Origin of the sequence: Rhodohalobacter sulfatireducens (assembly GCF_022012475.1) — a bacterium.
Classification (GTDB): domain Bacteria; phylum Bacteroidota; class Rhodothermia; order Balneolales; family Balneolaceae; genus Rhodohalobacter; species Rhodohalobacter sulfatireducens.
On sequence record NZ_JAKLWS010000023.1, the window covers coordinates 1 to 21,245 of the forward strand.

Consider the following 21,245-nt stretch of genomic DNA (forward strand, 5'->3'; position numbering starts at 1 on the left):
CCGCCGTTAGCGTTGTCTTACCGTGATCTACGTGACCAATCGTACCAATATTCACATGCGGCTTGGTACGTTCAAATGTCTCTTTTGCCATGGTTTAAATATTTATGTATGGTTTTATTTACTTTAGAACGTTCGCCCTGAAGAGCCGATAGTCGGAATTGAACCGACGACCCCTTCCTTACCATGGAAGTGCTCTACCCCTGAGCTATATCGGCTGATTTCAGTGAGCGGGCGACCAGAGTCGAACTGGCAACATTCACCTTGGAAGGGTGACGCTCTACCAATTGAGCTACGCCCGCAGTTGTTGTGGGGGGAGGAGGATTCGAACCTCCGAAGTCTCACGACAACAGATTTACAGTCTGCCCCAGTTGGCCACTTTGGTATCCCCCCTCACTATCCAATTAAAAATAATTAGTTAGAGAGAGCCAGTGACCGGATTTGAACCGATGACCGGCGGTTTACAAAACCGCTGCTCTACCACTGAGCTACACTGGCGATGTCCATAATTTCAAAAAACTCTTAGAGCAGAAGCAGACAAGCAAAACTTATCCCTCCGCCCGATTCTCAAATTAGCTTGAAGGCATAATTTTCCCGCAAGCGAAAGACCTGAAGTATAAGAACATCTCCAGCATTAGTCAACAAAATTGATCACTTTTTTTACTTAATTGTTCTTCTTTTTCTGGAATCTTTTATAAAAAACCCGAGCCACAACCAGAATGGCGATCATAATTAATACAATCCAGCCATATACGTTTAAATAATGCCCAATAATCTGCCAGTTCTCATGAACAATCCAACCGAATATTAACAATATGAAATTCCACAATAATGAACTTATAAACGAATTTATGATCGTAGCATAAACTTTTGTCTTGGTCATACCGCTTGTCAGTGAAATTGCAGAGCGAGTACCGGCTAAAAATCGGTTAGCGAGAATGACTCCCTGCCCCCACTTGTTCATCCATCGGTTAATTTTATCGAAATACTTTACATCTATAAATCTCATCAACCAAAATCGGTTTCTCTCCTGCTCAATCCTGTCTCCAAAATATAATCCAATGGCATACATACTCATAAAGCCAAAAACAGAGGCAACAGTCGTTAGCATCAGCACAGGTACAAAATTTATAATCTGCTCAGCGGCAAGATATCCGCCAAACGCCACAAGAACATCACCCGGAATTGGGGGTACAATATTTTCAAGATAGGCTACAAGTGTAAAGATCACATAAATATAGAGAGGTGACAGGGTTTGTATCCACTCAACAGCTTGTTGAACGTACGCCTCCATCACTACCCTCTTTTTAAAAGTACAACTGCGTGAACAGCGATTCCTTCTTCACGACCTACAAAACCCATTTTCTCATTTGTGGTGGCTTTCACAGAAATCTGCTCCACATCGCAATTTAAAGTTTCGCCAATATGGCTTTGTATCTTGGGAATGAATTTACTGAGCTTAGGCTTCTCTGCCACAACTGTTGAGTCTATGTTAGTTATACTAAAGCCTTTTTCTTGAACCAGTTTGTAACTATCCTTTAACAGTTGTGTACTGTCGGCGTTTTTAAAAGCAGGATCAGTATCCGGGAAATGACGACCAATATCTCCCAAAGATGCCGCACCAAGAATCGCATCTGTTATGGCGTGCAGTAATACATCGGCATCAGAGTGTCCCTTCAGGCCTTTTTCGAATGGTATTTCTATACCCCCGAGGATCAGTTTTCGATTTTCCTCAAACGGGTGCACATCGTACCCCAGGCCGACCCGAAAACTCACTGTACTCCCTCCCCGATGAAATAGCGGGCCATATCTAAATCATTCGGATGGGTAATCTTGAAATTTTTACCGGATCCTTCTACAAGCACCACTTTTCCACCAATCTTCTCTACCAGAGATGAATCATCCGATCCCAAAAAATCGTGCTCAGCTGCGTATTGATAAGCCTCCCTGAGCAAGGCTGCCCAAAAAATTTGCGGGGTTTGTGCCTGCCATAATTTCTGGCGATTTGGAGTCGATTCAATTTCAAGATTAGGACGAGCTATCTTGATGGTGTCCCGGGCAGGAATTGCCAAAACGGCACCACCTGAACGAGAAGCTTCTTCGATACAGTTTTCAATATCTTCCTTGCTGACAAAAGGGCGAACAGCGTCGTGAACGGCAATGAGTCCGGTTTTATCAGAAATTTGCTCTAATGCATTTCTGATAGAATCCTGCCTTTCTTGCCCCCCCTCCACAACAGTGCAGTTTAAACCAGGAAAAACACGGGAAATAAGTTCCCGTGTTTCATCAATATACTGATCTGATGTTGAAACAATAACCTCACCTAAGCCAGAAACCTCTTTGAATTTCAGTAGAGTATATTCCAGAATTGATTTACCGGCAATTTTTATGTACGGTTTCGGGATTTCGGCACCGAGCCTTTCTCCTTTTCCGGCAGCCGGAATAATAAGTGCAAGTTGTTGTTTTGCCACAGTTTTATTGTATCAGCATTGCATCCCCGAATGAGAAAAACCGATAATCCTCAGCAACAGCTTCTTTGTAGGCTTTTTTAATGAATTCGAAACCGCCAAACGCTGCGGCCAGCATCAGTAAGGTCGATTCGGGTCTGTGAAAGTTTGTAATAATTCCTTCAGTAATTTTAAACTCGTAATCGGGATAAATGAATTTATCAGTCCAACCTGTTCCGGGCTTAGACATGCCACTTGCCATAACACTCGTCTCAATCACTCTTACAGCAGAGGTTCCACAAGCATACACTTTATTTTTCTTACTGGAAAGTGCCTCGTTAATTCTGTCTGAAGTTTCTTTGGAGATATAGTAGTTTTCAGAATCCATACGATGCTTAGTCAGGTCCTCCACTTCAACAGGCCGAAATGTTCCCCAACCTATATGAAGAGTTACAGGCAGAAACTCTACGCCCTTCTTCTCAAGCTTTTCAACCAATTCCGGTGTAAAGTGCATACCTGCCGTTGGTGCCGCAACAGCTCCCCGCTCCTTAGCAAAGATTGTTTGATACCTTTCTTTATCACTCTCTTTTGGCTCTCTGTCTATATAGGGAGGAAGCGGCATATCACCAATCTCATCCAATCGGTCATAAAGATCTTCGTTGGGACCTTCATAGAGAAAACGAATCGTTCTCCCGCGTGAAGTTGTGTTGTCAATTACTTCGGCCATTAAATCTTCACCAAAGTAGAGTTTGTTGCCAATGCGTATTTTACGAGCCGGCTCAACCAATACATCCCAGAGCATATTCTCGGGCATAAGCTCTCTCAAAAGAAATACTTCAATATCTGCATCGGTTTTTTCTTTTTTCCCTTTTAACTTGGCAGGAAAAACTTTTGTGTTATTGTAGACAATAACATCCCCCTTGTTGAAATATTTATGAATATCTTTAAATGTTTCATGCTTTATAGATTCATCCTCTCGATTCAAGACCATGAGCCTTGATTCATCTCTTGGATCTTTTGGTTCTTCTGGCACATTAAAATCATCGATTTCAAATTTGAAATCTGTCAATTTCATTTTCAAAACAGTAGGGATTATGTATTTGAGTTTTCAACTTTAAGGAAGCCAAAAAATATAGCGGTTTTTTAATCTTCTTACAAGGGTAATATATTTGTTCCCGGGAATTGTGGTACAATTTTAGCCGTTTTTAAAATGGACAACAAAACAAACAATATCTATTTACTTACTTCGTACAATTATGTATAATTATTTATAATGATAGATCGTTTGATAAGAAAGTTATAACTATGAAGAAAATTTTAAGCGCACTTACGATTATTTTCTTAATAACCGCAGTTACGGCAAATGCCCAATTGCGTGAGGATCTTTCCTATCAACCGGAAACCTATACAACTACTCTCTCAAGCTCACAACACACGGGTGGTCCCGGTAATTGGATGAACATGCTGAATATGACGATGAGTCATTCTTATTCCATGTCTTTCAGCAGCATTGGCGGACAGATGCAAAATATTAATGCTTACACAAATCACATGTTTTTTGATGTAAGTGACCGTTTAAATGCACAGCTTGATATTTCTCTTCTCCACTCTCCGTTTGGTAACAGTTTTATGACGAACAACAGTAATAGTCTTGGCGCACAAATTATTGTCGATCAAGCTCGAATCGATTACCAACTAACTGACAACGCCAGTATCTCTTTTCAATTCTCACAACGTCCCGGATACTATGGTAACGGAGCTTATTCTCCATTCAATAGAATGATGAGACCTTGGTATTAAGCTGATAGATGGGCAACGTTTCAAAGGAAGAATCAACGAATCACCTCTTTCTGAATTCGGTTATTGGTTTTCTTGGTGTTCTGCTGGTAATATTACTTGTTGCCCTGTTTTCTCGTATTTTGTTTCCGAGAATTGCAACCGATCGCGTCCAAAAAGATCCGGCTCTCATTAGTGAAGTTATTCAACTTGAAGTTTTAAACGGTTGCGGAATTAATGGGATAGCAACACGGTTTACAGATAGACTGAGAGAGTACGGTTTTGACGTAGTTGAAACTGGAAATTACGATCATTTTGATGTTTCTAATACCTTTGTCATCTCACGAAACGGGCAGATGGAAAATGCATATCGTGTTGCAGATGCTTTGGGTATTTCACGACAACAGGTACTCAGGGAACAAGCCTCTGAATTTTACCTTGATGTAACTCTGATCATCGGATTAGACTATGAATCCTTAAATATTAATTAACCGCCTATGACAAATAAAATGGATATTGCCGAATCACAATTTCACACTGATTCACCAAGCAAAACAGCAGATTCTCAACTTTTACTAGATACCATAACAGAGGGTTTACTTGAAAAGAAAGCGAGAGATATTAAAATTCTGGACGTTAGTTCCCTTACAACATTAACAGATTATTTTGTTGTCTGCCACGGGAACTCCGAGACACAAATCCGCGCCTTAGCAAATAGCGTCATTGAAAATGTAAAGGAAAAACTGGGAGAAAATGTTTGGAAAAAAGAAGGACTTGACGCCAGACGATGGATTATTCTGGACTATGTAAATGTTGTCGTTCACATTTTTAGTGAGGAAAAAAGAGAGTATTATGGTATTGAACGGATGTGGAACGATGCAGAGATTACCGAAGTAGAAGATTCTGAGTAGCTCAGGACTTTAGTTTTCAGACTGAGGTCGCACCTCATTTTTCCATATTAACTTTAAACTAAATGTTTACCGTTTGTCTTGGTTAGCCAAATATTCAACTGGCATTTCGCTTACCGTACTTGTAATTCTACTTGTTGCATATCGTTTTTTTGAGGCTTCCAACATCTCCGGTTCTTCCGACACTCGAGCAGACGTAGAACAAAAAATCGCGCAATCTCTCGACCAGGGAGTCACTTTTTTTTACGAGCTTTCTGAGGAATTTCAGTATAAGTCCGATCAAATCTACCGGGATGTCAACAATGCGATTCAAACAGAAACAGAGAAACTGGCTCTTCACACACGTTTGCAGCAATATGATGTTTGGGGAATAATTGTTCTCAATAACAACGAAAGATGGATTTGGACTGGCTTTGACGTAAGTACACCTTCTGATTTCAACAATTTTGACAGCCGGTCCGATACAACCGCTATAGTTAATTTTAGTAACGTAGTTGCGTTTCTTAATCAACGGACAATCAATTTTAATGAAGAAGAGTACACAGTTGTAACAGCTGATAAGTTATACCAAATATCAGACCTTCCATTTTCTGATAACCGCACTTCGCAGCTTTCAGGCGAATCTATCCTTGATAATCGATATCCAATATACTTTAACCTATTCGGAACCACCCCACCTGGTGCTACGCAAAGAGTACTACGCACTCAATTTAGTGACTCCGTGGGCACTATCTACGCAGATCCAAACCAGGGTTACAACATTCAAGATACCGATCATTCATCTATACAGGCATACAGGTTCAGTTTTCATCTTGCCATATTTTTTCTGTTTTTCTTCACCTTATTCTTGTGGGCGTATAGGAATAAAAACGGCGCCAAGTATGCACTCGCATTTATAATTGTGGCGCTGTCTTGGCTATTCATTATTTATGGAGGTTTTATAAGCCATTGGTCCTCTATAATATTTTCGATCACCTCCGGGATTGAATTACGATCCATTGAGGAACTCACATACTATGCTGTGAACAGCTTGTTTATTTTTCTCCTGTTCATCGCCCTTCACAACCTGCTGAGATTAACCCAACTTCCTGAATGGAGCAATAAATTAACCAGGTCGTTTTTATTGTCAATTCTTTTTGGTGTGATCCAGGTATTGCTCATTGTATTCTTTATTGAATCAACTCAAACACTTTTAACCAATAGCGAAATTCCCCTTCTTGACCTGGAGCTGGCTCCCAATGCACAGTCCTTTTTTTTCTACATCTTCTCTGCACTATTTTTTACGGGAATATCAGGTATTATAGTCACGTCAGGATATCACCTGGAATTAATTGAAAGCGGAAAAACTGGCTTAATATATGTTATCACGTCCTTCAGCTTTTTCTGCACCTTCTTTTTACTGGATCTTATTCTTACTGATTTTTCAATAATAGACTGGGTGCTAGTACTGGCCATTATTCTATTGTTCCTTCATCTAATTTGTATCCATTTCCTGCATACCTATCCCGGATTGGTGAAAGAAATGTCAGGTTTCCGTAAACTTTTGATCGGTGTATTTTTTGCTTCCTCTGTGATCTATGTTATCATCTGGAATGCTACAAATACAAGGTTAGATCAAACGCTTTTAACCCAAACTTCCAATTTTATCGAAGAGGAAAGCGTTCAAACGGAAGATGTATTATATGATCTTCTTTCCGAGATCGAGTATAATCTGTCCTCCATTTCAGAAGAGGATCTAAATCAACGTGTGGCAAACATTCAGATACAATTTCAGGAAGTAATCCAACAATCCATCCGCCCTGATTGGCAAAATTATTCATTTTATGTTAAGCTGATTACTCAACAAGACCGGGAGATAGCCAACTATTCCACTTCCGTAGAAACCCCAGCGTGGTCGACCTATTTTTCCAGCAGAGCCATAATGCTGCGAACTTATGAGGGAGAGCAGATTCGCTGGCACAACAACCGACCCGTTATCTGGAACAATCTCCCTATGAACTTATCAGACCGAATAGTCTCTCTTTCTCGTGGATGGATTCCACTATACGACAGTGAAAATCCGCGTGAAATCATTGCTTGGATAGCTGCCGACGTTTACCTGGAACGAGCCGATTATAATAAACCAATGCGTGCAGTTCTGTCTGAGACTCCATCCGACGCCTGGAAACACAGTTTTTACCTGGCAGAGTTTACCGAATCTCGTCTTACGAGAAATACTATGCTTGGATTATATAATCATCAACCGCAATATAATAGGCTCCCTGAAAGAGAACGTGAAATTGCCGAAAGTGATTCTATCAATTTTCTAACCAATTCCACATTGAATGGAACCTTCAGAGAAGTGCTTATTAACACTGATGAAAATATAATTGTAAAAGCCAGCACACCTTTTCCCGGAATGGAGCAACATCTGTTTTCCTATTTTAGACTGCAAATCGTGCTGGTATTTTTCGGGCTGTTCTGTTTTTCCATTTTGTCACTCTCTGGTTTTCAGCATTTTAGTCCATTTGGCCAAAGCAGGAGGTTCAGATCTCGGCTGATTGACGGACTTGCCTTCGCCACCATCATTTTTTTGATTGTTCTGACTTTTACTACTCAATACGCCGTTGGAATTCAGAATGAAGAAAAACTGGAGCGAGAATTGATCCAAAATTTGAATAATCTCTCTGAATCATTAAAGAACTTCCCGGTGTCTGATTCCAATGATGCACCGCCAATAACCCTGACAAATCTCACATCCACATTCAATGCAGATGTAATTTTATACCGCGGTACCAAAGTGGCTGAGTCTACAACTCCACAGGTTTTTCAACAAAATTTAATTCCGTCAATCCTCCCATATCCGGTTTACGATTTTATCTACAATCAGCAGCGAAGTCATTACATAACTACCACAAAAATCGGGAATGAAGAACTGCTCGTTGGCTACCAGTCTTTGCTGAATCAAAACGGGCAGCCCACAGGTGTAATTGCAATTCCTACATTCCTGCAATCTCCAATTTACAATGAACAGTTGCTCGAAACCACAAGCTATCTCTTTGTGGTATATCTTTTCATTTTTGCACTCTTCATTGCAGGATCAGTTGTCCTTTCCGGGCGATTAACAAAACCCCTGTCCATCATTCAAGCCGGTTTGAAGAAGATTTCGCGAGGAGATATGCGCACTAAAGTACCGGTCACCAGCCGGGATGAGATCGGCTCACTAGCTAACGCCTATAATAATATGGTTGAGAGGCTGGAAGAAGCCCAAAGGGAACTTGTTAAAGCTGAGCGAGAATCGGCCTGGAAAGAGATGGCCCAGCAGGTAGCTCACGAAATTAAGAATCCACTCACTCCGATGAAATTAAACCTTCAACACCTGCAACGACAGTTGGAAAGAAACCCTGAGAAAGCTTTTGATCTGAAACCCGTGATTGAGAAGACGGCCAACAACATCATCGGACAAATTGAGTCATTAAATAAAATTGCCTCCGATTTCTCAAAATTTGCACAACCCATTCAGGAGCCTAAAGAACGGGTCGACTTAAGCGAACTGCTTAAATCTATCTCGGATCTGTATAACAATGAATCGTCTGTTAAAGTAAACCTTCAACTGCCTGATAAAAATATTGAAATTCAAGCCGTAAAAGATGAATTGCGCCGGGTTCTTGTCAACCTGATGAAAAATTCAGTTGAAGCTTGCAATGAAGATCAAGCGATTGTAGAGATTTCATTGGAAAGAAATTCAAAAGATGTATTAATGAAAATTACTGACAACGGTAGTGGAATTGATGCAGAGGATCGGGAGAAAGTTTTTGTGCCAAAATTTTCGACGAAATCCAGTGGAACGGGACTCGGCCTTGCCATCTCCAAAAAAATTGTAGAAGCTCACGGGGGAGATATCTGGTTTGAGTCTAAAAAAGGGCAAGGCACTACCTTTTTTGTAAAACTGCCCATCAATTAATTAAAGAGGTTCCGGGAATTTCTCCGAGCTAAATTAGCCCTCACCTTTCTGCCTAAAAATTCGTACCATCCATGCCTTCAAATGGAAATGCCCGATCAGTCATACCGCCAGCTAATCCGGAAAGAAGTTTCAAGTTTAATGAACATCGGATTCCCGGTTATTATTGCTCAACTCCTGCAAATGAGTATGAGCTTTGTAGACACTATTATGGCCGGCCGGCTTTCCCCGGAAGACCTTGCTGCCGTTGCTGTTGGAACAAGTATTCTTATTCCTTTTGTTGTATTTTGTCTTGGCAGTATGATGGGGGTTACACCAATTGTGGCACAAAATGTAGGCGGACGAAAGCTATCTGTTATCGGTAAAAATGCACGTCAGGTTTTATGGCTCAGTCAAATTCTTGCAATACCCAGCTTTTTCCTTCTTCGTAATCTTGATATTCTGTTTGTATGGATTGGGGTAACTGAAGATGTAATCCCAATTGCTTCCGGGTATTTAAAAGCGATCTCCTGGGGAATCTTTCCGCTCTATGCTTATGGAAGTCTTCGAAATTTCAATGAGGGATTGAGTGTTACCAGGCCGGCCATGTTTGTAGCTTTGCTGGGAACATTAGTAAACATACCGGCTAACTATGTTTTGATGTTTGGAAAGCTCGGATTTCCTCAATTAGGCGCTGTGGGTACCGGGTATGCATCATCCATCGTATACGCCGTAATGTTCATCGCAATGTTTGCATTCACGTACAGTCACAAGCCCTATAAACGGTTCGATATTTTTTCAAAGTTTCGATTGCCGGAAAGGAAATATTTGTCTGAACTACTTCGAATCGGTGTTCCCATCGGCATCAGTTCAACTATGGAAGTTTCTATGTTTGCGGCTGTAAGTTTGATGATCAGTACACTAAGTGCCGTAGCCGTGGCCGGTCACCAGGTTGCAATCAATTTTGCGGCAATGATGTTTATGATCCCTTTTGGATTGTCTGTTGCCATCACCGCGCGTGTTGGCAACTCCATCGGCAAAAAACGACCGGGTGAAGCACGATTCCGCGGTTATGTTGGCGTAGGCGTTTGCTCTTTTGTGATGGTCTTCACGGCTATCTTTATCTTTCTTTTTCCTAATACTATCGCCTCCATCTACACCAACGAACCTGCAGTAAAATCTGTAGCCGTGGAACTGCTTTTTTTTGCAGCTGTTTTTCAGCTTTCTGATGGATTACAAGTAGCCGGTTTCGGCGCCTTGCGTGGACTCAAGGACACTAAAGTTCCAATGTTTGTAAATCTTTTCGCCTACTGGGTGATTGGTATTTCCGTGGCTTACTACCTTGGATTTGTTTCCGGGTATGGCGCCCCGGGTTTATGGATTGGTTTGATTACAGGACTTACCGTTGCCGGCATTTTGCATAATCTGCGATTTTATGCTCGAACTAGATCGATGGGGGCTTAATTACACTCCGGGCTGATCCGCTATGGATTATTTTTCGCATAAAGTGATACGTCAGAGTCATTTAACAAGTACATACACAAACTCAAGTGTTACTTAAGCCTTATTTCAAAATAAGCTGACGGGTATAAATCTGAACGAAGCAATCCCGTTTCATATTGATAGAATTAGTACATAGATTCATTCGTACGTCTTAATCCAATTGCATGAAAAAATCCACCTATATCCATCAAATAGAAACGGCTGTTCCTGAATACTCTTTCAAACAAAATGAACTCAGGGAGATAATGAAAGACATTGTAGGAACAACAGAACGGGAGAAACGGATCATTCATCATCTCTATGCCAAATCCGGAATAGATACCCGTTACTCCGTGATTGACGATTTCAGCAACAGAAATTCACCCGCTCTTTTTTTCAACGGACAGGGAACCACACCCGGCACTAAAAGCAGGAACGACCTGTACATCAAACAAGGACGAAAACTCTTTGTTGAAGTGGCTCAAAAACTATTGGAAAACTCTGAATTTGAGACAAAGGATATTACCCACCTGGTTACTGTTTCCTGCACTGGCTTTTATGCCCCCGGCCCCGATTTTGATATCATCGATTCACTTGGGCTAAATTCGTCTATTGAGCGCTATCACCTTGGTTTTATGGGGTGTTATGCATCAATTCCTGCTCTAAAAATGGCCCGGCAGTTTTGTGAATCAGACAAAGATGCAACGGTTCTTGTCGTTTCTGTAGAACTTTGTTCGATCCACTTCCAGGCTAATCCAAAAATGGATAACCTGCTTTCGTCCACCGTTTTTTCTGATGGCGGAGCCGGAGCGATTGTCAGTTCCAGAGCTCCGAAAAAATCTCATTTTAGAATTGATGGATTTGCTTCATCCATCAACAAAAAAGGAGCTGATGATATGGCCTGGTCGATTGGAGATAATGGTTTTAATATGATTTTATCGAGTTACATTCCTGATCTCCTCAAAGAGGGAATGGACGATTTCCTTCTCGATCTGATGAACCAGTTTCAAATCAAGCACGATGACATTGAACGTTGGGCGATACATCCGGGCGGTAAAGCCATTCTCGACAAACTTGAAGCCTCAACTTCCGTTCCCGATGGAACATTGAGAGCATCAAGAGATGTACTTTCCAATTTCGGAAATATGAGCAGTGCAACAATCCTGTTTGTTCTCAAAGAGTTGATGGATCAACCCTCCGAAAGTGATCAAGAGAAAACACTTGCCATGGCTTTTGGCCCCGGTTTAACTCTTGAATCGGCTCTTCTTTCCAAAAAGATTCCCTGACCTATGCCTCTTTTTCTAAAAGAACGGCAAGAGCATCTTACAGAAAAAATGGACCAGCCGGATTGTGATCAGGCTCTATTGTTTAATACATATCAACAATTCAGCACCATTAATCGCTTGATATCCGGTTGGCAGCGCATCTATAAAAAACTAATTCGTCCCGTCTTAAAGGATTCATCCTATCCCTATTCACTTTTAGACATCGGGTGCGGAGGCGGGGATATCATCAACCTGATTGATAGATTAGCAAAAAAAGATGGGATCAAACTTCAAATCACAGGAATTGAACCTGATGAGCGGGCAATCCGATTTCTATCTGAGCAAAAATGGCCTGAAAATATCTCATTCAAAAAATCAACTTCGGCTGATTTAGTTCAGGAAGGGCGCTTATTTGACATTGTTCTGTCAAACCATCTTATGCACCATCTGAAAAAACCTGAACTAAGCATCATTTGCAATGATGCTGAAAAACTCGCTACTCAAAAAATAATATTCAGTGACATTGAGCGAAGTGATATAGGATATATTTCCTTTAAAGTTGCAGCAACGCCTCTTTTTCGGAAAAGCTTTATTGTAGAAGACGGGCTGACATCCATCAAACGAAGCTTCAGGAAAGATGAACTTCAACAGGCTTTACCACGTGGATGGAAAGTTCAGCGGCAGTTTCCTTTCCGATTACTGGCAATTAACGAGGCATCTTGAATTATGATGAAATTCGACACAGAAATTGTCATAGTTGGCGGCGGTCCGGTTGGATTATATCTTGCAGGGCGCTTGATACAACATGGAATCACTTGCAAAGTTCTTGAAAAAAGAACAAATATCGATCAACATTCCAAATCCTTAGGAATACACCCGGTATCACTTGAACTGTTTGAGAAAGCCGGAATTGTTGAATCCTTTTTAAATCAGGGCCTGAAAATTCAAAAAGGAGTAGCATTTTGGAACTCCGATAAGCTTGGTGAAATCTCATTTGAAAATTGTCCCACACCCTTCAACTACATTTTAGCGATCCCTCAATGGAAAACTGAAACCATACTGGAATATTGGGTTCAAAAATTAGATGAGAAAGCGATTATACGTGGAGCTGAAGTCAATGAAATCACACAAACTAACGATAATGTTCAAGTACGTTACAAACAAAATGAAGGTAATAGCTTTTTGAGATCCCGTTATTTGTTAGGGTGCGATGGAAAAAACAGTCTCGTCCGAAAATCTTGCAATATTGAATTTAAAGGTGAGGCTTATCCCGATTGCTATATTATGGGTGATTTTGAGGATAATACCGATTTTGGTTCAGATGCTGCCGTCTATCTTCATAAAGACGGATTGATTGAATCATTCCCGCTTCCAAATGATCAGCGACGATGGGTCGTGAAAACTGATGGTTACATCGACGATCCTAAACCGTCTCAACTAAAATTTCTTATCAAAGAAAGAATTCAACATCATCTCGAAGAGGCTCAAAATTTTATGATTAGCAGTTTTGGGGTTCAGCAGTATTCGGCGAAATCTTATCACTCAAAAAACATATTATTAGCAGGAGACTCGGCCCATGTTGTAAGTCCCATTGGCGGACAGGGAATGAACCTCGGGTGGTTGGATGCCGAAGAAGCCGTTAATGTTATAATCGAAGCATTAAAAAATGGGTCTTCAAAAAGTAAACTATTTCAAGAGTACTCAAATAGAAGAAGAACTATCACCAAGCAAGTTGCAAAACGTGCAGAAATGAATATGCATCTGGGCAGAAAAGAGACATCGAACCTGTTTTATAAATCCATTCTGAGAATCGTTCTTAACACCTGGTTGAACCGGCTTTTAGCAAAGGTTTTTACAATGAGAGGATTAGGGAAATGGTGGGTTTGAGCTTTGAAACAATGTTATATAAGTCACTTTATTTATGTTTCTTATCCTTCCTCAGCTAAAGCAAACGGTAATTTATTGGCTCTTTAGCCACATCAACTCTAATTGTTAATTGCTAAAAACCTCTCGGACTCAATCAAAAACAATTGTTTTATCCTTAAAGATAAACACCCGATTTTCGAGAACTAATTTGAGTGATTTTGCCAATACATTTTTCTCAATATCACGGCCGGCCTGGGCCATTCCTTCAGCTGTGAATGTGTGATTAACCGGAATAACATCCTGAACGATAATGGGACCTTCATCAAGATTCTCAGTTACGAAATGTGAAGTACTCCCAATAATCTTCACCCCACGATCAAACGCCTGTTGATAAGGCGAAGCACCAATAAACGCCGGTAAGAAAGAGTGATGTATATTGATGATTCGGTGTGGATAATGTTTGACAAACTGTGGCGTAAAAATCCTCATATATTTTGCCAGTACGAGATAATCCGGCTCATATTGATCGAGGCAAGCTAAGATTTTCTGTTCATGCTCTTCACGCGAACGGTTTTCGGAAGAGATGTGATGATAGGGTATCTCGAATGATTCTGTAAGTTTCCGCAAATGATCGTGATTACTGATCACAGCTTTAATATCACAAGGGAGCTCATCATCAGCATTTCGAAGCAGCAGATCGCCAAGACAATGAGGTTCTTTTGTTGCCAGGATTACAATCGGTTTTTTCCTCAGGGCCGACAATCGAATATTGGCTTCACCAGGTAAAACCTCTGAAAGCTTTTCTCTGAATTGCTCTTCCGGATGACTCCCCTCCAACACAGTTCTCATAAAAAAATACCCTGAATTGGAATCAACATACTCATGGTTGCTAATGATGTTTAAGCCCAAATCATAAATCACTTTTGTGATATTATAAACAAGCCCTTTTGCATCCGGACAATCTATAAGAACAAGCTGTTTCGACATAAGATTGGTTTTAGATATGTGAGAAGGTCACTTTCTTTTTTGAAACCCGATAAATATGAATGCACAAAGAAATAGAATCAACCCGTAATAATTATGAGAGACAGCCTCCCAGGGAGAGATTACAAACGTAGCACTCAAGAGCAGAGCCTGATTTCCATAGGGGATAAAACTTTGTGCCGAACATGCAAAAATATCCAACAAGCTTGCACTCCTTTTGGGTGATATGTTATGCTTAAGTGCAATTGAGCGACTGATCTCACCTGTTACAACAATGGCGACGACATTATTTGCAATACAGATATCGGTGATAAATGCCAATGCTCCTATTGACAGTTGCTGCGCTCGGTTTCCGTTTCTTGAAGCCTTCTCGGCCATTCGATTAATTTTTCCGGCAATCCACTGGAGACCCCCTTGCTGCTTGATGAATTCTGCGAGTGAACCGACAAACATTGCCAGGATAAAAATTCCAAACATGCTGGCAAATCCGTTTGAGATATCGACTCCGAGTGAAGAGAATTCATAGCCGGTCATAATCACTCCCTGCAAAGCAGCAAGAACAATCCCGAGAATCAAAACCAGAAATACATTCATACCACTAACTGCCAGAACTAATATGGCTAAATATGGAACTGTTGCCAGCCACTGAACCTGCTCACTATCTACCGTAGCTGCATCTGTCGAAATGAGCAGAAAAACAATCACAGTAACGATTGCGGCCGGTAGTGCTACTTTGATATTTTCACGAAATTTATCCCTCATCTCCACACCTTGAGTTCGGGTTGCTGCGATTGTTGTGTCGGAGATAATAGATAAATTGTCTCCAAACATGGCGCCTCCAAAGAGTGCTCCAGCTATAAAGGTTGGATCCGTTCCTGTTTGATTGGCAAAACCGACAGCTACAGGGGCTAACGCACCAATCGTACCTACAGAGGTTCCCATAGAGAGTGATATTAATGCAGCTATTATAAATAACCCTGGCAGAACATAACCCGCAGGAATAATTTGAAGACCGGCATTCACGACCGCCTCCACCCCACCGGTTGCCTCCGCCACACTCGAAAAAGCACCGGCCAACAAAAAGATCATACACATTGTAATGATATTGTCGTTCCCGGCTCCTTTTACCAGAACAGCAATCGATTCTTTTAATGATTTTCGATGAAGAATTATAGCTAAGATAAGGGCTGGGATAATAGCCACATGTCCGGGGAGTTGCTGAAACGGATGATCAATTCCCTGAATTTGAAGAATAACCCCCGAACCCAGAAAAAGACCAATAAACATTAAAAATGGGAGAAGAGAGAGTTTGGCAGTACGAGTATTCAAGTGTTTAAATCCGTTTCGGGGTTAAATTGAATCGAAAGTAATGATGTTTGGTAATAAAGTCATTTGTTAAGAAAAGCTTTTCAATAGAACCTGATACAGTCCGAGGATTGCGAGGTCCTGACAGAGTTCGGATTTCTAAAGATGTAGCGCCATCAACTCTGACAGCCTCAACTGCTTGAAGCGTTCGTGCTCTGTCAGGTTGATTCATAAAAAAAAGCCCGACCTGTAATGGATCGGGCTTCCCTTAATTAAATATTATCGAATCAATAATTTAGCTCTTCTGCTTATCCTCTTCTACGTAATCTCGGAGAACTTTGTGCAGAATTCCACCATTTCGGTAGTATTCAACTTCAACCGGTGTATCAATACGGCAGTCAGTCATGAACTCAACAGTCGAGCCATCATCTTTGGTCGCAGTTACTTTTATGTCATCGCCAGCCTGAACGTCATCATCCACATGAATGTCGAATGTTTCAGTACCGTCAAGTCCGAGACTATCTGCGCTGTCCCCCTCTTTAAATTGAAGTGGAAGAACACCCATTTGGATCAGGTTGGAACGGTGAATACGCTCATAAGAAACAGCAATCACACATTTCACACCTAAAAGATCTGTTCCTTTTGCGGCCCAGTCACGAGATGAACCTGTACCGTACTGAGTACCGGCTAAGGCAACCAACGGCGTATCTGATTCTTTATACTTCAATGATGCATCAAAAATCGTTGTGATCTTTCCAGTGGGGTGATATTTCGTGAATCCACCCTCTTTTCCTGGAGCAAGCTGATTTTTGAATCGCACGTTGGCAAACGTTCCGCGAGTCATTACACGGTCATTACCACGACGTGATCCGTAAGAATTGAAATCTTTCTTTTTAACACCATTGGCCTTCAGATATTCGCCAGCGGGGGAATCTTCTTTTATATTCCCGGCCGGTGAAATATGGTCCGTTGTGATAGAATCACCTACTTTAACCAATACTTTTGCACCTTTGATTGGTTTAATTGGCTCAGGATCATCTCCCATTCCAATAAAGAAAGGTGGTTCCTGGATATATGTTGATTCATCACTCCACTCAAAAAGATCACCGCCTTTCACCGGAATTTTCTCCCAGGTTTCTGATTCAAAAATGTCACTATACATTTTCTCGAAGAGTTCCGGACGTATCGCATTGTCAAGATGCTCGGCGATCTCTTCAGTTGTGGGCCAGATCTCTTTCAGGTACACATCTTTACCATCTTTGTCTTTGCCTATCGGCTCATTTGCAAGATCAATGTCTACGGATCCCGCAAGTGCATAGGCAACAACCAATGGTGGTGAAGCCAGGTAATTTGCCTTCACATATGGGTGAATTCGTCCCTCAAAATTTCGATTTCCTGAGAGAACTCCCGCCACAATCAGATCGCCTTCTTTCACAGCTTTTTCAACGGGTTCAGGAAGCGGGCCTGAGTTTCCGATACAGGTCGTGCAGCCATAACCGACCAGGTTGAAGCCAAGATTGTCCATATATTCAGTCAGGCCGGCTTCTTTCAGATATTCGGTTACAACACGTGAACCGGGAGCAAGCGATGTTTTCACATATTCGGGCACTTTCAGTCCTCGTTCGTAAGCTTTCTTGGCAACGATGCCTGCTCCAAGCATCACACTTGGATTTGAGGTATTTGTACAGCTTGTAATTGCCGCAATCACCACATCACCGTGTTTCATCTCAATTTCCCGGCCGTTCTTGTAGATCCCTTTGTTCGCCAGTTTTTCCTGTGCGAGGCTGAAACCCATGGTTGGGTCATCACTGGTGAGTGAGTTTTTAAAGGTTTTCTTCATGTTGCTCAGAATAATTCGATCATGCGGAAGTTTTGGCCCCGCAAGTGATGTCTCAACAGTGCTCAAATCCAGCTCAAGCGTTGAAGAAAATTCTGGCTCAACAATATCATCCGTTCTGAAAAGACCCTGTGCTTTGGTGTAGTTCTCAACCAGGTCCACAAGCTCTTCGGATCGACCCGTTCGTTTCATATATCGCAACGACTCTTCATCAATCGGGAAAAAGCCCATCGTAGCTCCGTATTCAGGTGACATATTTGCAATCGTCGCCCGATCCGGCAAACTCATATTGCTGATTCCGTCTCCATAGAACTCTACAAACTTGCCAACCACGCCATGCTTACGGAGCATCTGTGTAACGGTCAGTGTCAAGTCAGTAGCGGTTACCCCTTCCCGCAGGGCTCCGGTCAATTTCATTCCAACAACTTCGGGTACCAGCATGGAGATCGGCTGTCCCAGCATGGCGGCTTCCGCTTCAATACCGCCAACACCCCAACCAAGAATTCCAAGTCCGTTAATCATCGTAGTATGAGAGTCGGTTCCAACAAGTGTGTCGGGATAGGCAACGGTTGATCCGTCCTCTTCTTCGCGAGTGAACACTCCTTTCGCCAGGTATTCGAGGTTCACCTGGTGTACAATTCCGCGTCCCGGAGGAACCACACGAAAATTATCAAAAGCCTCTTTCCCCCACTTCAGGAATTGGTAGCGTTCGTTGTTACGCTCCATCTCTTTTTCCACGTTAAACATCAGTGCGGCATCGCGGCCAAACATATCAACCTGAACAGAGTGGTCAATTACCAAGTCTACAGGAACCTGCGGGTTGATGGATGTTGGATTTCCACCCATTCTCTTCATGGCAGATCGCAGTGCGGCGAGATCTACTACGGCAGGCACACCGGTAAAATCCTGCAAAACAACCCGCGATGGCTTAAATGGAATCTCACCTTCCGGACTTTTTGCATTATAGTTAGCCAGCAGTTTGATATCATTTTCTGTGATGGCATAGCCGTCGAATTCTCTTAAAACGGCTTCCAACAAGATCTTAATAGTGAATGGCAGTTTGCTGATATTCCCATAGCCAAGCTCTTCCAGTTTTTTGAGACTATAAAGATGAGCCTCACCCGAACCAGTATTAAAAGCTATTTTGGTTTTCGAAAGGGAGTTAGTGGATGTCATAAATTCCTCAGTTGCTTTTCGAGAGGTTTAAAATTTGTTTTAAGTCTCTAAAAATAAGGGTTTTTTGATTTAGTTTCTTAATAAATAAGCTCTATAAAACGAATAATAAAAGCACAATTCGTATTCTTAAGATTCTATCATGAGATAAGATTGAATTTTAATGATCTAAAAACATTGCAATAAAAAAGAATTCCTTTTATCTTTATCGACTTTCCAAATTTGCAAAAATAAAGAGATTTATCGTGAACACGATCAGTAATAAAACATACAACGCAACACCGTCCACCATTGAAAAAGAGTGGGTATTGGTGGATGCTGAAGACAAACCACTTGGAAGAGTAAGCAGCGAGGTTGCTTCCATTTTACGTGGAAAGAATAAACCGGAATTTACTCCTCACATGGATACGGGTGACAACGTCATCGTAATCAATGCAGAAAAAGCTGTATTGACCGGAAATAAAATGACTGACAAAGTCTATTTCCGTCACACCGACTATCCCGGTGGAGAAAAGTTTACCACGGCTGATGAGATGTTGGAAAAAGATCCAACCAGCCTGGTTACCAATGCGGTTAAAGGAATGCTTCCTAAAAACAAACTCGGACGAAAGCTCTTAACGAATTTGCGAGTTTATGCCGGTCCGGTTCACCCGCACACTGCTCAGCAACCAGAAATCAAAGAAATTTAACAGTCCAACATGGCACAAGAAAATTACATTGGCCGAAGAAAGACGTCAACTGCACGCCTCTACATTAGCGATGGAAGCGGGGATTTTGTGATAAACGATAAGCCTATTGAAGATTACTTCAGTACAAAGGCTCGATATAATATCGCTAAATTTCCACTTGAACTCACCGAGATGGATGGCAAATATGATATTAAAGTAACCGTTCGCGGTGGCGGCGTAACCGGACAAGCCGGAGCCGTTTCCCTGGCCCTCGCACGTGCGATCGACGATCTTAATGAGGACAAACACGGAATTTTGAAAGAGAACGGACTTCTGACACGAGACGACAGAATGGTTGAACGTAAAAAATACGGCCAGCCTAAAGCTCGTAAGAAATTCCAGTTCTCAAAACGGTAATTTTTTGGTTTAAGGTTTCAAGTCTAAAGTTTAAGGTTATTTAAACTTTGAACATTGAACTTTAAACATTCAACACACTCAAAACACATATGCAGCGACCTGACGTCGGGTGTTCTGTTTCGAAAACTTCGGGCAGGATTGGCGAGCAGGGTTGACCTGTGTAGAGGACTAACTCAAACATACATACTTAAAAAATGCCTAAAGCTTCATCAGTACAAGAACTATTGAAATCAGGTGCCCACTTCGGACACCTTACCCGCCGGTGGAATCCAAAAATGAAAGAGTTCATCTTCATGGCTCGAAACGGAATCCACATCATCGATCTCAAGAAAACAGAAAAATACCTGCAGGAAGCTCTCGACGAGGTAACCAAACTTGCCCGATCCGGTAAAACAATTCTTTTTGCGGGTACAAAGAAACAAGCACAAGATATTATAAGAACAGAGGCAATTCGATGCGGAATGCCTTTTATAACTCATCGTTGGTTGGGAGGAATGCTTACCAACTTCAGTACTGTTCGTAAGAGTATCTCTCGAATGGAAGAGATCGAAAAAATGAAAACCGACGGTACGTTCGACGAACTCACTAAAAAAGAGGGGTTAATGCTCGAGCGTGAACGTGAAAAACTGGAGCAAACACTGGGCGGTATTGCAAATATGAATCGCCTTCCGGGTGCAATTTTTGTAGTTGATACCATCAAGGAAAGTATTGCGATGAATGAGGCTGTGAAGCTGAACATCCCGATTGTGGCCATGGTGGATACGAATAGCGATCCTGATATCCCGGATTATATTATTCCGGCTAATGATGATTCAGCACGAACTATTCAGCTCGTAACGTCACTCGTTGCTGATGCAATTATTGAAGGTAATGCCGAACGTGAAGCCATGAAAGAGGAAGAACTCATGGAAGAAGCAGCCAAAGAAGCGAAGAAAGACACCGGGTCAGACGATGATGATTCTGATGACGGGCCGGTTAAAGTAAGACGCAGAAAACGGCGCAGAAAGAAAACAAGTGATAAAGATTCTTCAAAGTCCGACTCTGACAAAGAAAAAGATGATGATGAGGACGATTCATCAGAAGAAGAGGAGTCAACTGAGGAATCAAAATCTGATGAAAAAGAATCAAAAGCCAAAAAAGAAGAGTCTTCCGAAGATGATACCAATGAGGAAGAAAAAGAAGACTCTGAAAAAAAATAATT

The 21,245-nt window shown here is 41.6% G+C and carries 19 protein-coding genes and 4 tRNA genes; 11 read left to right on the top strand and 12 right to left on the bottom strand.

Annotated features, from left to right (window positions below; genetic code table 11):
- From L6773_RS15035 to queA, 9 genes are all read right to left on the bottom strand, one after another.
- On the bottom strand, nt 1–91 hold a 91-nt coding region (locus L6773_RS15035; protein WP_237854281.1), incomplete at its 3' end, for a GTP-binding protein.
- Nucleotides 92–143: 52 nt separating this feature from the next.
- Nucleotides 144–215: transfer RNA gene (locus tag L6773_RS15040), tRNA-Thr, on the bottom strand.
- 11 nt (nt 216–226) lie between these two features.
- Nucleotides 227–299: transfer RNA gene (locus L6773_RS15045), tRNA-Gly, on the bottom strand.
- Between the two features lie 8 nt (nt 300–307).
- A tRNA-Tyr gene (locus tag L6773_RS15050) sits at nt 308–390 on the bottom strand.
- A gap of 33 nt (nt 391–423) precedes the next feature.
- A tRNA-Thr gene (locus L6773_RS15055) sits at nt 424–495 on the bottom strand.
- Between the two features lie 166 nt (nt 496–661).
- Nucleotides 662–1,291, bottom strand: coding sequence for a DedA family protein (locus tag L6773_RS15060; RefSeq protein WP_237855267.1), 630 nt, complete (start codon nt 1,289–1,291; stop codon nt 662–664).
- A gap of 2 nt (nt 1,292–1,293) precedes the next feature.
- On the bottom strand, nt 1,294–1,773 hold the full coding sequence (ispF, locus tag L6773_RS15065) for a 2-C-methyl-D-erythritol 2,4-cyclodiphosphate synthase (RefSeq protein ID WP_237855268.1): 480 nt from the start codon (nt 1,771–1,773) through the stop codon (nt 1,294–1,296).
- Nucleotides 1,770–2,468, bottom strand: a complete 699-nt coding sequence (gene ispD, locus L6773_RS15070) for a 2-C-methyl-D-erythritol 4-phosphate cytidylyltransferase (RefSeq protein ID WP_237855269.1) — start codon at nt 2,466–2,468, stop codon at nt 1,770–1,772. The genes ispF and ispD overlap by 4 nt, the downstream gene beginning before the upstream one ends.
- 4 nt (nt 2,469–2,472) lie before the next feature.
- Nucleotides 2,473–3,519, bottom strand: coding sequence for a tRNA preQ1(34) S-adenosylmethionine ribosyltransferase-isomerase QueA (gene queA, locus L6773_RS15075; RefSeq protein ID WP_237855270.1), 1,047 nt, complete (start codon nt 3,517–3,519; stop codon nt 2,473–2,475).
- A gap of 230 nt (nt 3,520–3,749) precedes the next feature.
- On the opposite strand from queA, the gene L6773_RS15080 reads away from it, so the two are divergent.
- The 8 genes from L6773_RS15080 (at nt 3,750) to L6773_RS15115 (ending at nt 13,681) form a co-directional block, all read left to right on the top strand.
- Nucleotides 3,750–4,244, top strand: coding sequence for a hypothetical protein (locus L6773_RS15080; RefSeq protein WP_237855271.1), 495 nt, complete (start codon nt 3,750–3,752; stop codon nt 4,242–4,244).
- Between the two features lie 8 nt (nt 4,245–4,252).
- The gene (locus L6773_RS15085) at nt 4,253–4,711 is read left to right on the top strand and encodes a LytR C-terminal domain-containing protein (RefSeq protein ID WP_237855272.1); all 459 of its coding nucleotides are present in this window, start codon (nt 4,253–4,255) and stop codon (nt 4,709–4,711) included.
- 6 nt (nt 4,712–4,717) lie between these two features.
- A complete protein-coding gene (gene rsfS, locus L6773_RS15090) occupies nt 4,718–5,131 on the top strand; it encodes a ribosome silencing factor (protein ID WP_237855273.1) in 414 nt (137 codons plus the stop codon).
- Between the two features lie 73 nt (nt 5,132–5,204).
- Nucleotides 5,205–9,071, top strand: coding sequence for a sensor histidine kinase (locus tag L6773_RS15095; RefSeq protein ID WP_237855274.1), 3,867 nt, complete (start codon nt 5,205–5,207; stop codon nt 9,069–9,071).
- An 87-nt stretch (nt 9,072–9,158) separates the two neighbouring features.
- Nucleotides 9,159–10,511, top strand: a complete 1,353-nt coding sequence (locus tag L6773_RS15100) for an MATE family efflux transporter (RefSeq protein ID WP_237855275.1) — start codon at nt 9,159–9,161, stop codon at nt 10,509–10,511.
- 203 nt (nt 10,512–10,714) lie between these two features.
- Nucleotides 10,715–11,815 carry a type III polyketide synthase gene (locus L6773_RS15105; RefSeq protein ID WP_237855276.1) on the top strand — a complete coding sequence of 367 codons (1,101 nt, stop codon included), beginning with the start codon at nt 10,715–10,717 and terminating at the stop codon, nt 11,813–11,815.
- 3 nt (nt 11,816–11,818) lie between these two features.
- Nucleotides 11,819–12,517, top strand: a complete 699-nt coding sequence (locus L6773_RS15110) for a class I SAM-dependent methyltransferase (protein WP_237855277.1) — start codon at nt 11,819–11,821, stop codon at nt 12,515–12,517.
- 3 nt (nt 12,518–12,520) lie between these two features.
- Complete coding sequence (locus L6773_RS15115) at nt 12,521–13,681, top strand: FAD-dependent monooxygenase (protein ID WP_237855278.1); 1,161 nt, start codon at nt 12,521–12,523, stop codon at nt 13,679–13,681.
- A 129-nt stretch (nt 13,682–13,810) separates the two neighbouring features.
- Here the strand turns inward: L6773_RS15115 and purU are convergent, their stop codons facing one another.
- The 3 genes from purU to acnA form a co-directional block, all read right to left on the bottom strand.
- Nucleotides 13,811–14,647 carry a formyltetrahydrofolate deformylase gene (gene purU, locus L6773_RS15120; protein ID WP_237855279.1) on the bottom strand — a complete coding sequence of 279 codons (837 nt, stop codon included), beginning with the start codon at nt 14,645–14,647 and terminating at the stop codon, nt 13,811–13,813.
- A gap of 27 nt (nt 14,648–14,674) precedes the next feature.
- The gene (locus tag L6773_RS15125) at nt 14,675–15,973 is read right to left on the bottom strand and encodes a Na+/H+ antiporter NhaC family protein (RefSeq protein ID WP_237855280.1); all 1,299 of its coding nucleotides are present in this window, start codon (nt 15,971–15,973) and stop codon (nt 14,675–14,677) included.
- Between the two features lie 271 nt (nt 15,974–16,244).
- Complete coding sequence (gene acnA / locus L6773_RS15130) at nt 16,245–18,962, bottom strand: aconitate hydratase AcnA (protein ID WP_237855281.1); 2,718 nt, start codon at nt 18,960–18,962, stop codon at nt 16,245–16,247.
- Nucleotides 18,963–19,204: 242 nt separating this feature from the next.
- Here acnA and rplM point away from each other — a divergent pair, with 242 nt between their 5' ends.
- The 3 genes from rplM (at nt 19,205) to rpsB (ending at nt 21,243) form a co-directional block, all read left to right on the top strand.
- A complete protein-coding gene (gene rplM, locus L6773_RS15135; protein ID WP_237855282.1) occupies nt 19,205–19,648 on the top strand; it encodes a 50S ribosomal protein L13 in 444 nt (147 codons plus the stop codon).
- 9 nt (nt 19,649–19,657) lie between these two features.
- The gene (rpsI, locus tag L6773_RS15140; protein WP_237855283.1) at nt 19,658–20,044 is read left to right on the top strand and encodes a 30S ribosomal protein S9; all 387 of its coding nucleotides are present in this window, start codon (nt 19,658–19,660) and stop codon (nt 20,042–20,044) included.
- A 194-nt stretch (nt 20,045–20,238) separates the two neighbouring features.
- The gene (rpsB, locus tag L6773_RS15145) at nt 20,239–21,243 is read left to right on the top strand and encodes a 30S ribosomal protein S2 (protein ID WP_369431584.1); all 1,005 of its coding nucleotides are present in this window, start codon (nt 20,239–20,241) and stop codon (nt 21,241–21,243) included.
- Nucleotides 21,244–21,245 lie beyond the last annotated feature (2 nt).

What these genes read in the sequence shown, in the direction of transcription:
- L6773_RS15060 (WP_237855267.1), bottom strand. Translation starts at nt 1,291, where the DNA reads ATGGAGGCGTACGTTCAACAAGCTGTTGAGTGGATACAAACCCTGTCA.
- queA (WP_237855270.1), bottom strand. Translation starts at nt 3,519, where the DNA reads ATGAAATTGACAGATTTCAAATTTGAAATCGATGATTTTAATGTGCCA.
- L6773_RS15080 (WP_237855271.1), top strand. Translation starts at nt 3,750, where the DNA reads ATGAAGAAAATTTTAAGCGCACTTACGATTATTTTCTTAATAACCGCA.
- L6773_RS15085 (WP_237855272.1), top strand. Translation starts at nt 4,253, where the DNA reads ATGGGCAACGTTTCAAAGGAAGAATCAACGAATCACCTCTTTCTGAAT.
- rsfS (WP_237855273.1), top strand. Translation starts at nt 4,718, where the DNA reads ATGACAAATAAAATGGATATTGCCGAATCACAATTTCACACTGATTCA.
- L6773_RS15100 (WP_237855275.1), top strand. Translation starts at nt 9,159, where the DNA reads ATGCCCGATCAGTCATACCGCCAGCTAATCCGGAAAGAAGTTTCAAGT.
- L6773_RS15105 (WP_237855276.1), top strand. Translation starts at nt 10,715, where the DNA reads ATGAAAAAATCCACCTATATCCATCAAATAGAAACGGCTGTTCCTGAA.
- L6773_RS15110 (WP_237855277.1), top strand. Translation starts at nt 11,819, where the DNA reads ATGCCTCTTTTTCTAAAAGAACGGCAAGAGCATCTTACAGAAAAAATG.
- L6773_RS15115 (WP_237855278.1), top strand. Translation starts at nt 12,521, where the DNA reads ATGATGAAATTCGACACAGAAATTGTCATAGTTGGCGGCGGTCCGGTT.
- purU (WP_237855279.1), bottom strand. Translation starts at nt 14,647, where the DNA reads ATGTCGAAACAGCTTGTTCTTATAGATTGTCCGGATGCAAAAGGGCTT.
- acnA (WP_237855281.1), bottom strand. Translation starts at nt 18,962, where the DNA reads ATGACATCCACTAACTCCCTTTCGAAAACCAAAATAGCTTTTAATACT.
- rpsI (WP_237855283.1), top strand. Translation starts at nt 19,658, where the DNA reads ATGGCACAAGAAAATTACATTGGCCGAAGAAAGACGTCAACTGCACGC.
- rpsB (WP_369431584.1), top strand. Translation starts at nt 20,239, where the DNA reads ATGCCTAAAGCTTCATCAGTACAAGAACTATTGAAATCAGGTGCCCAC.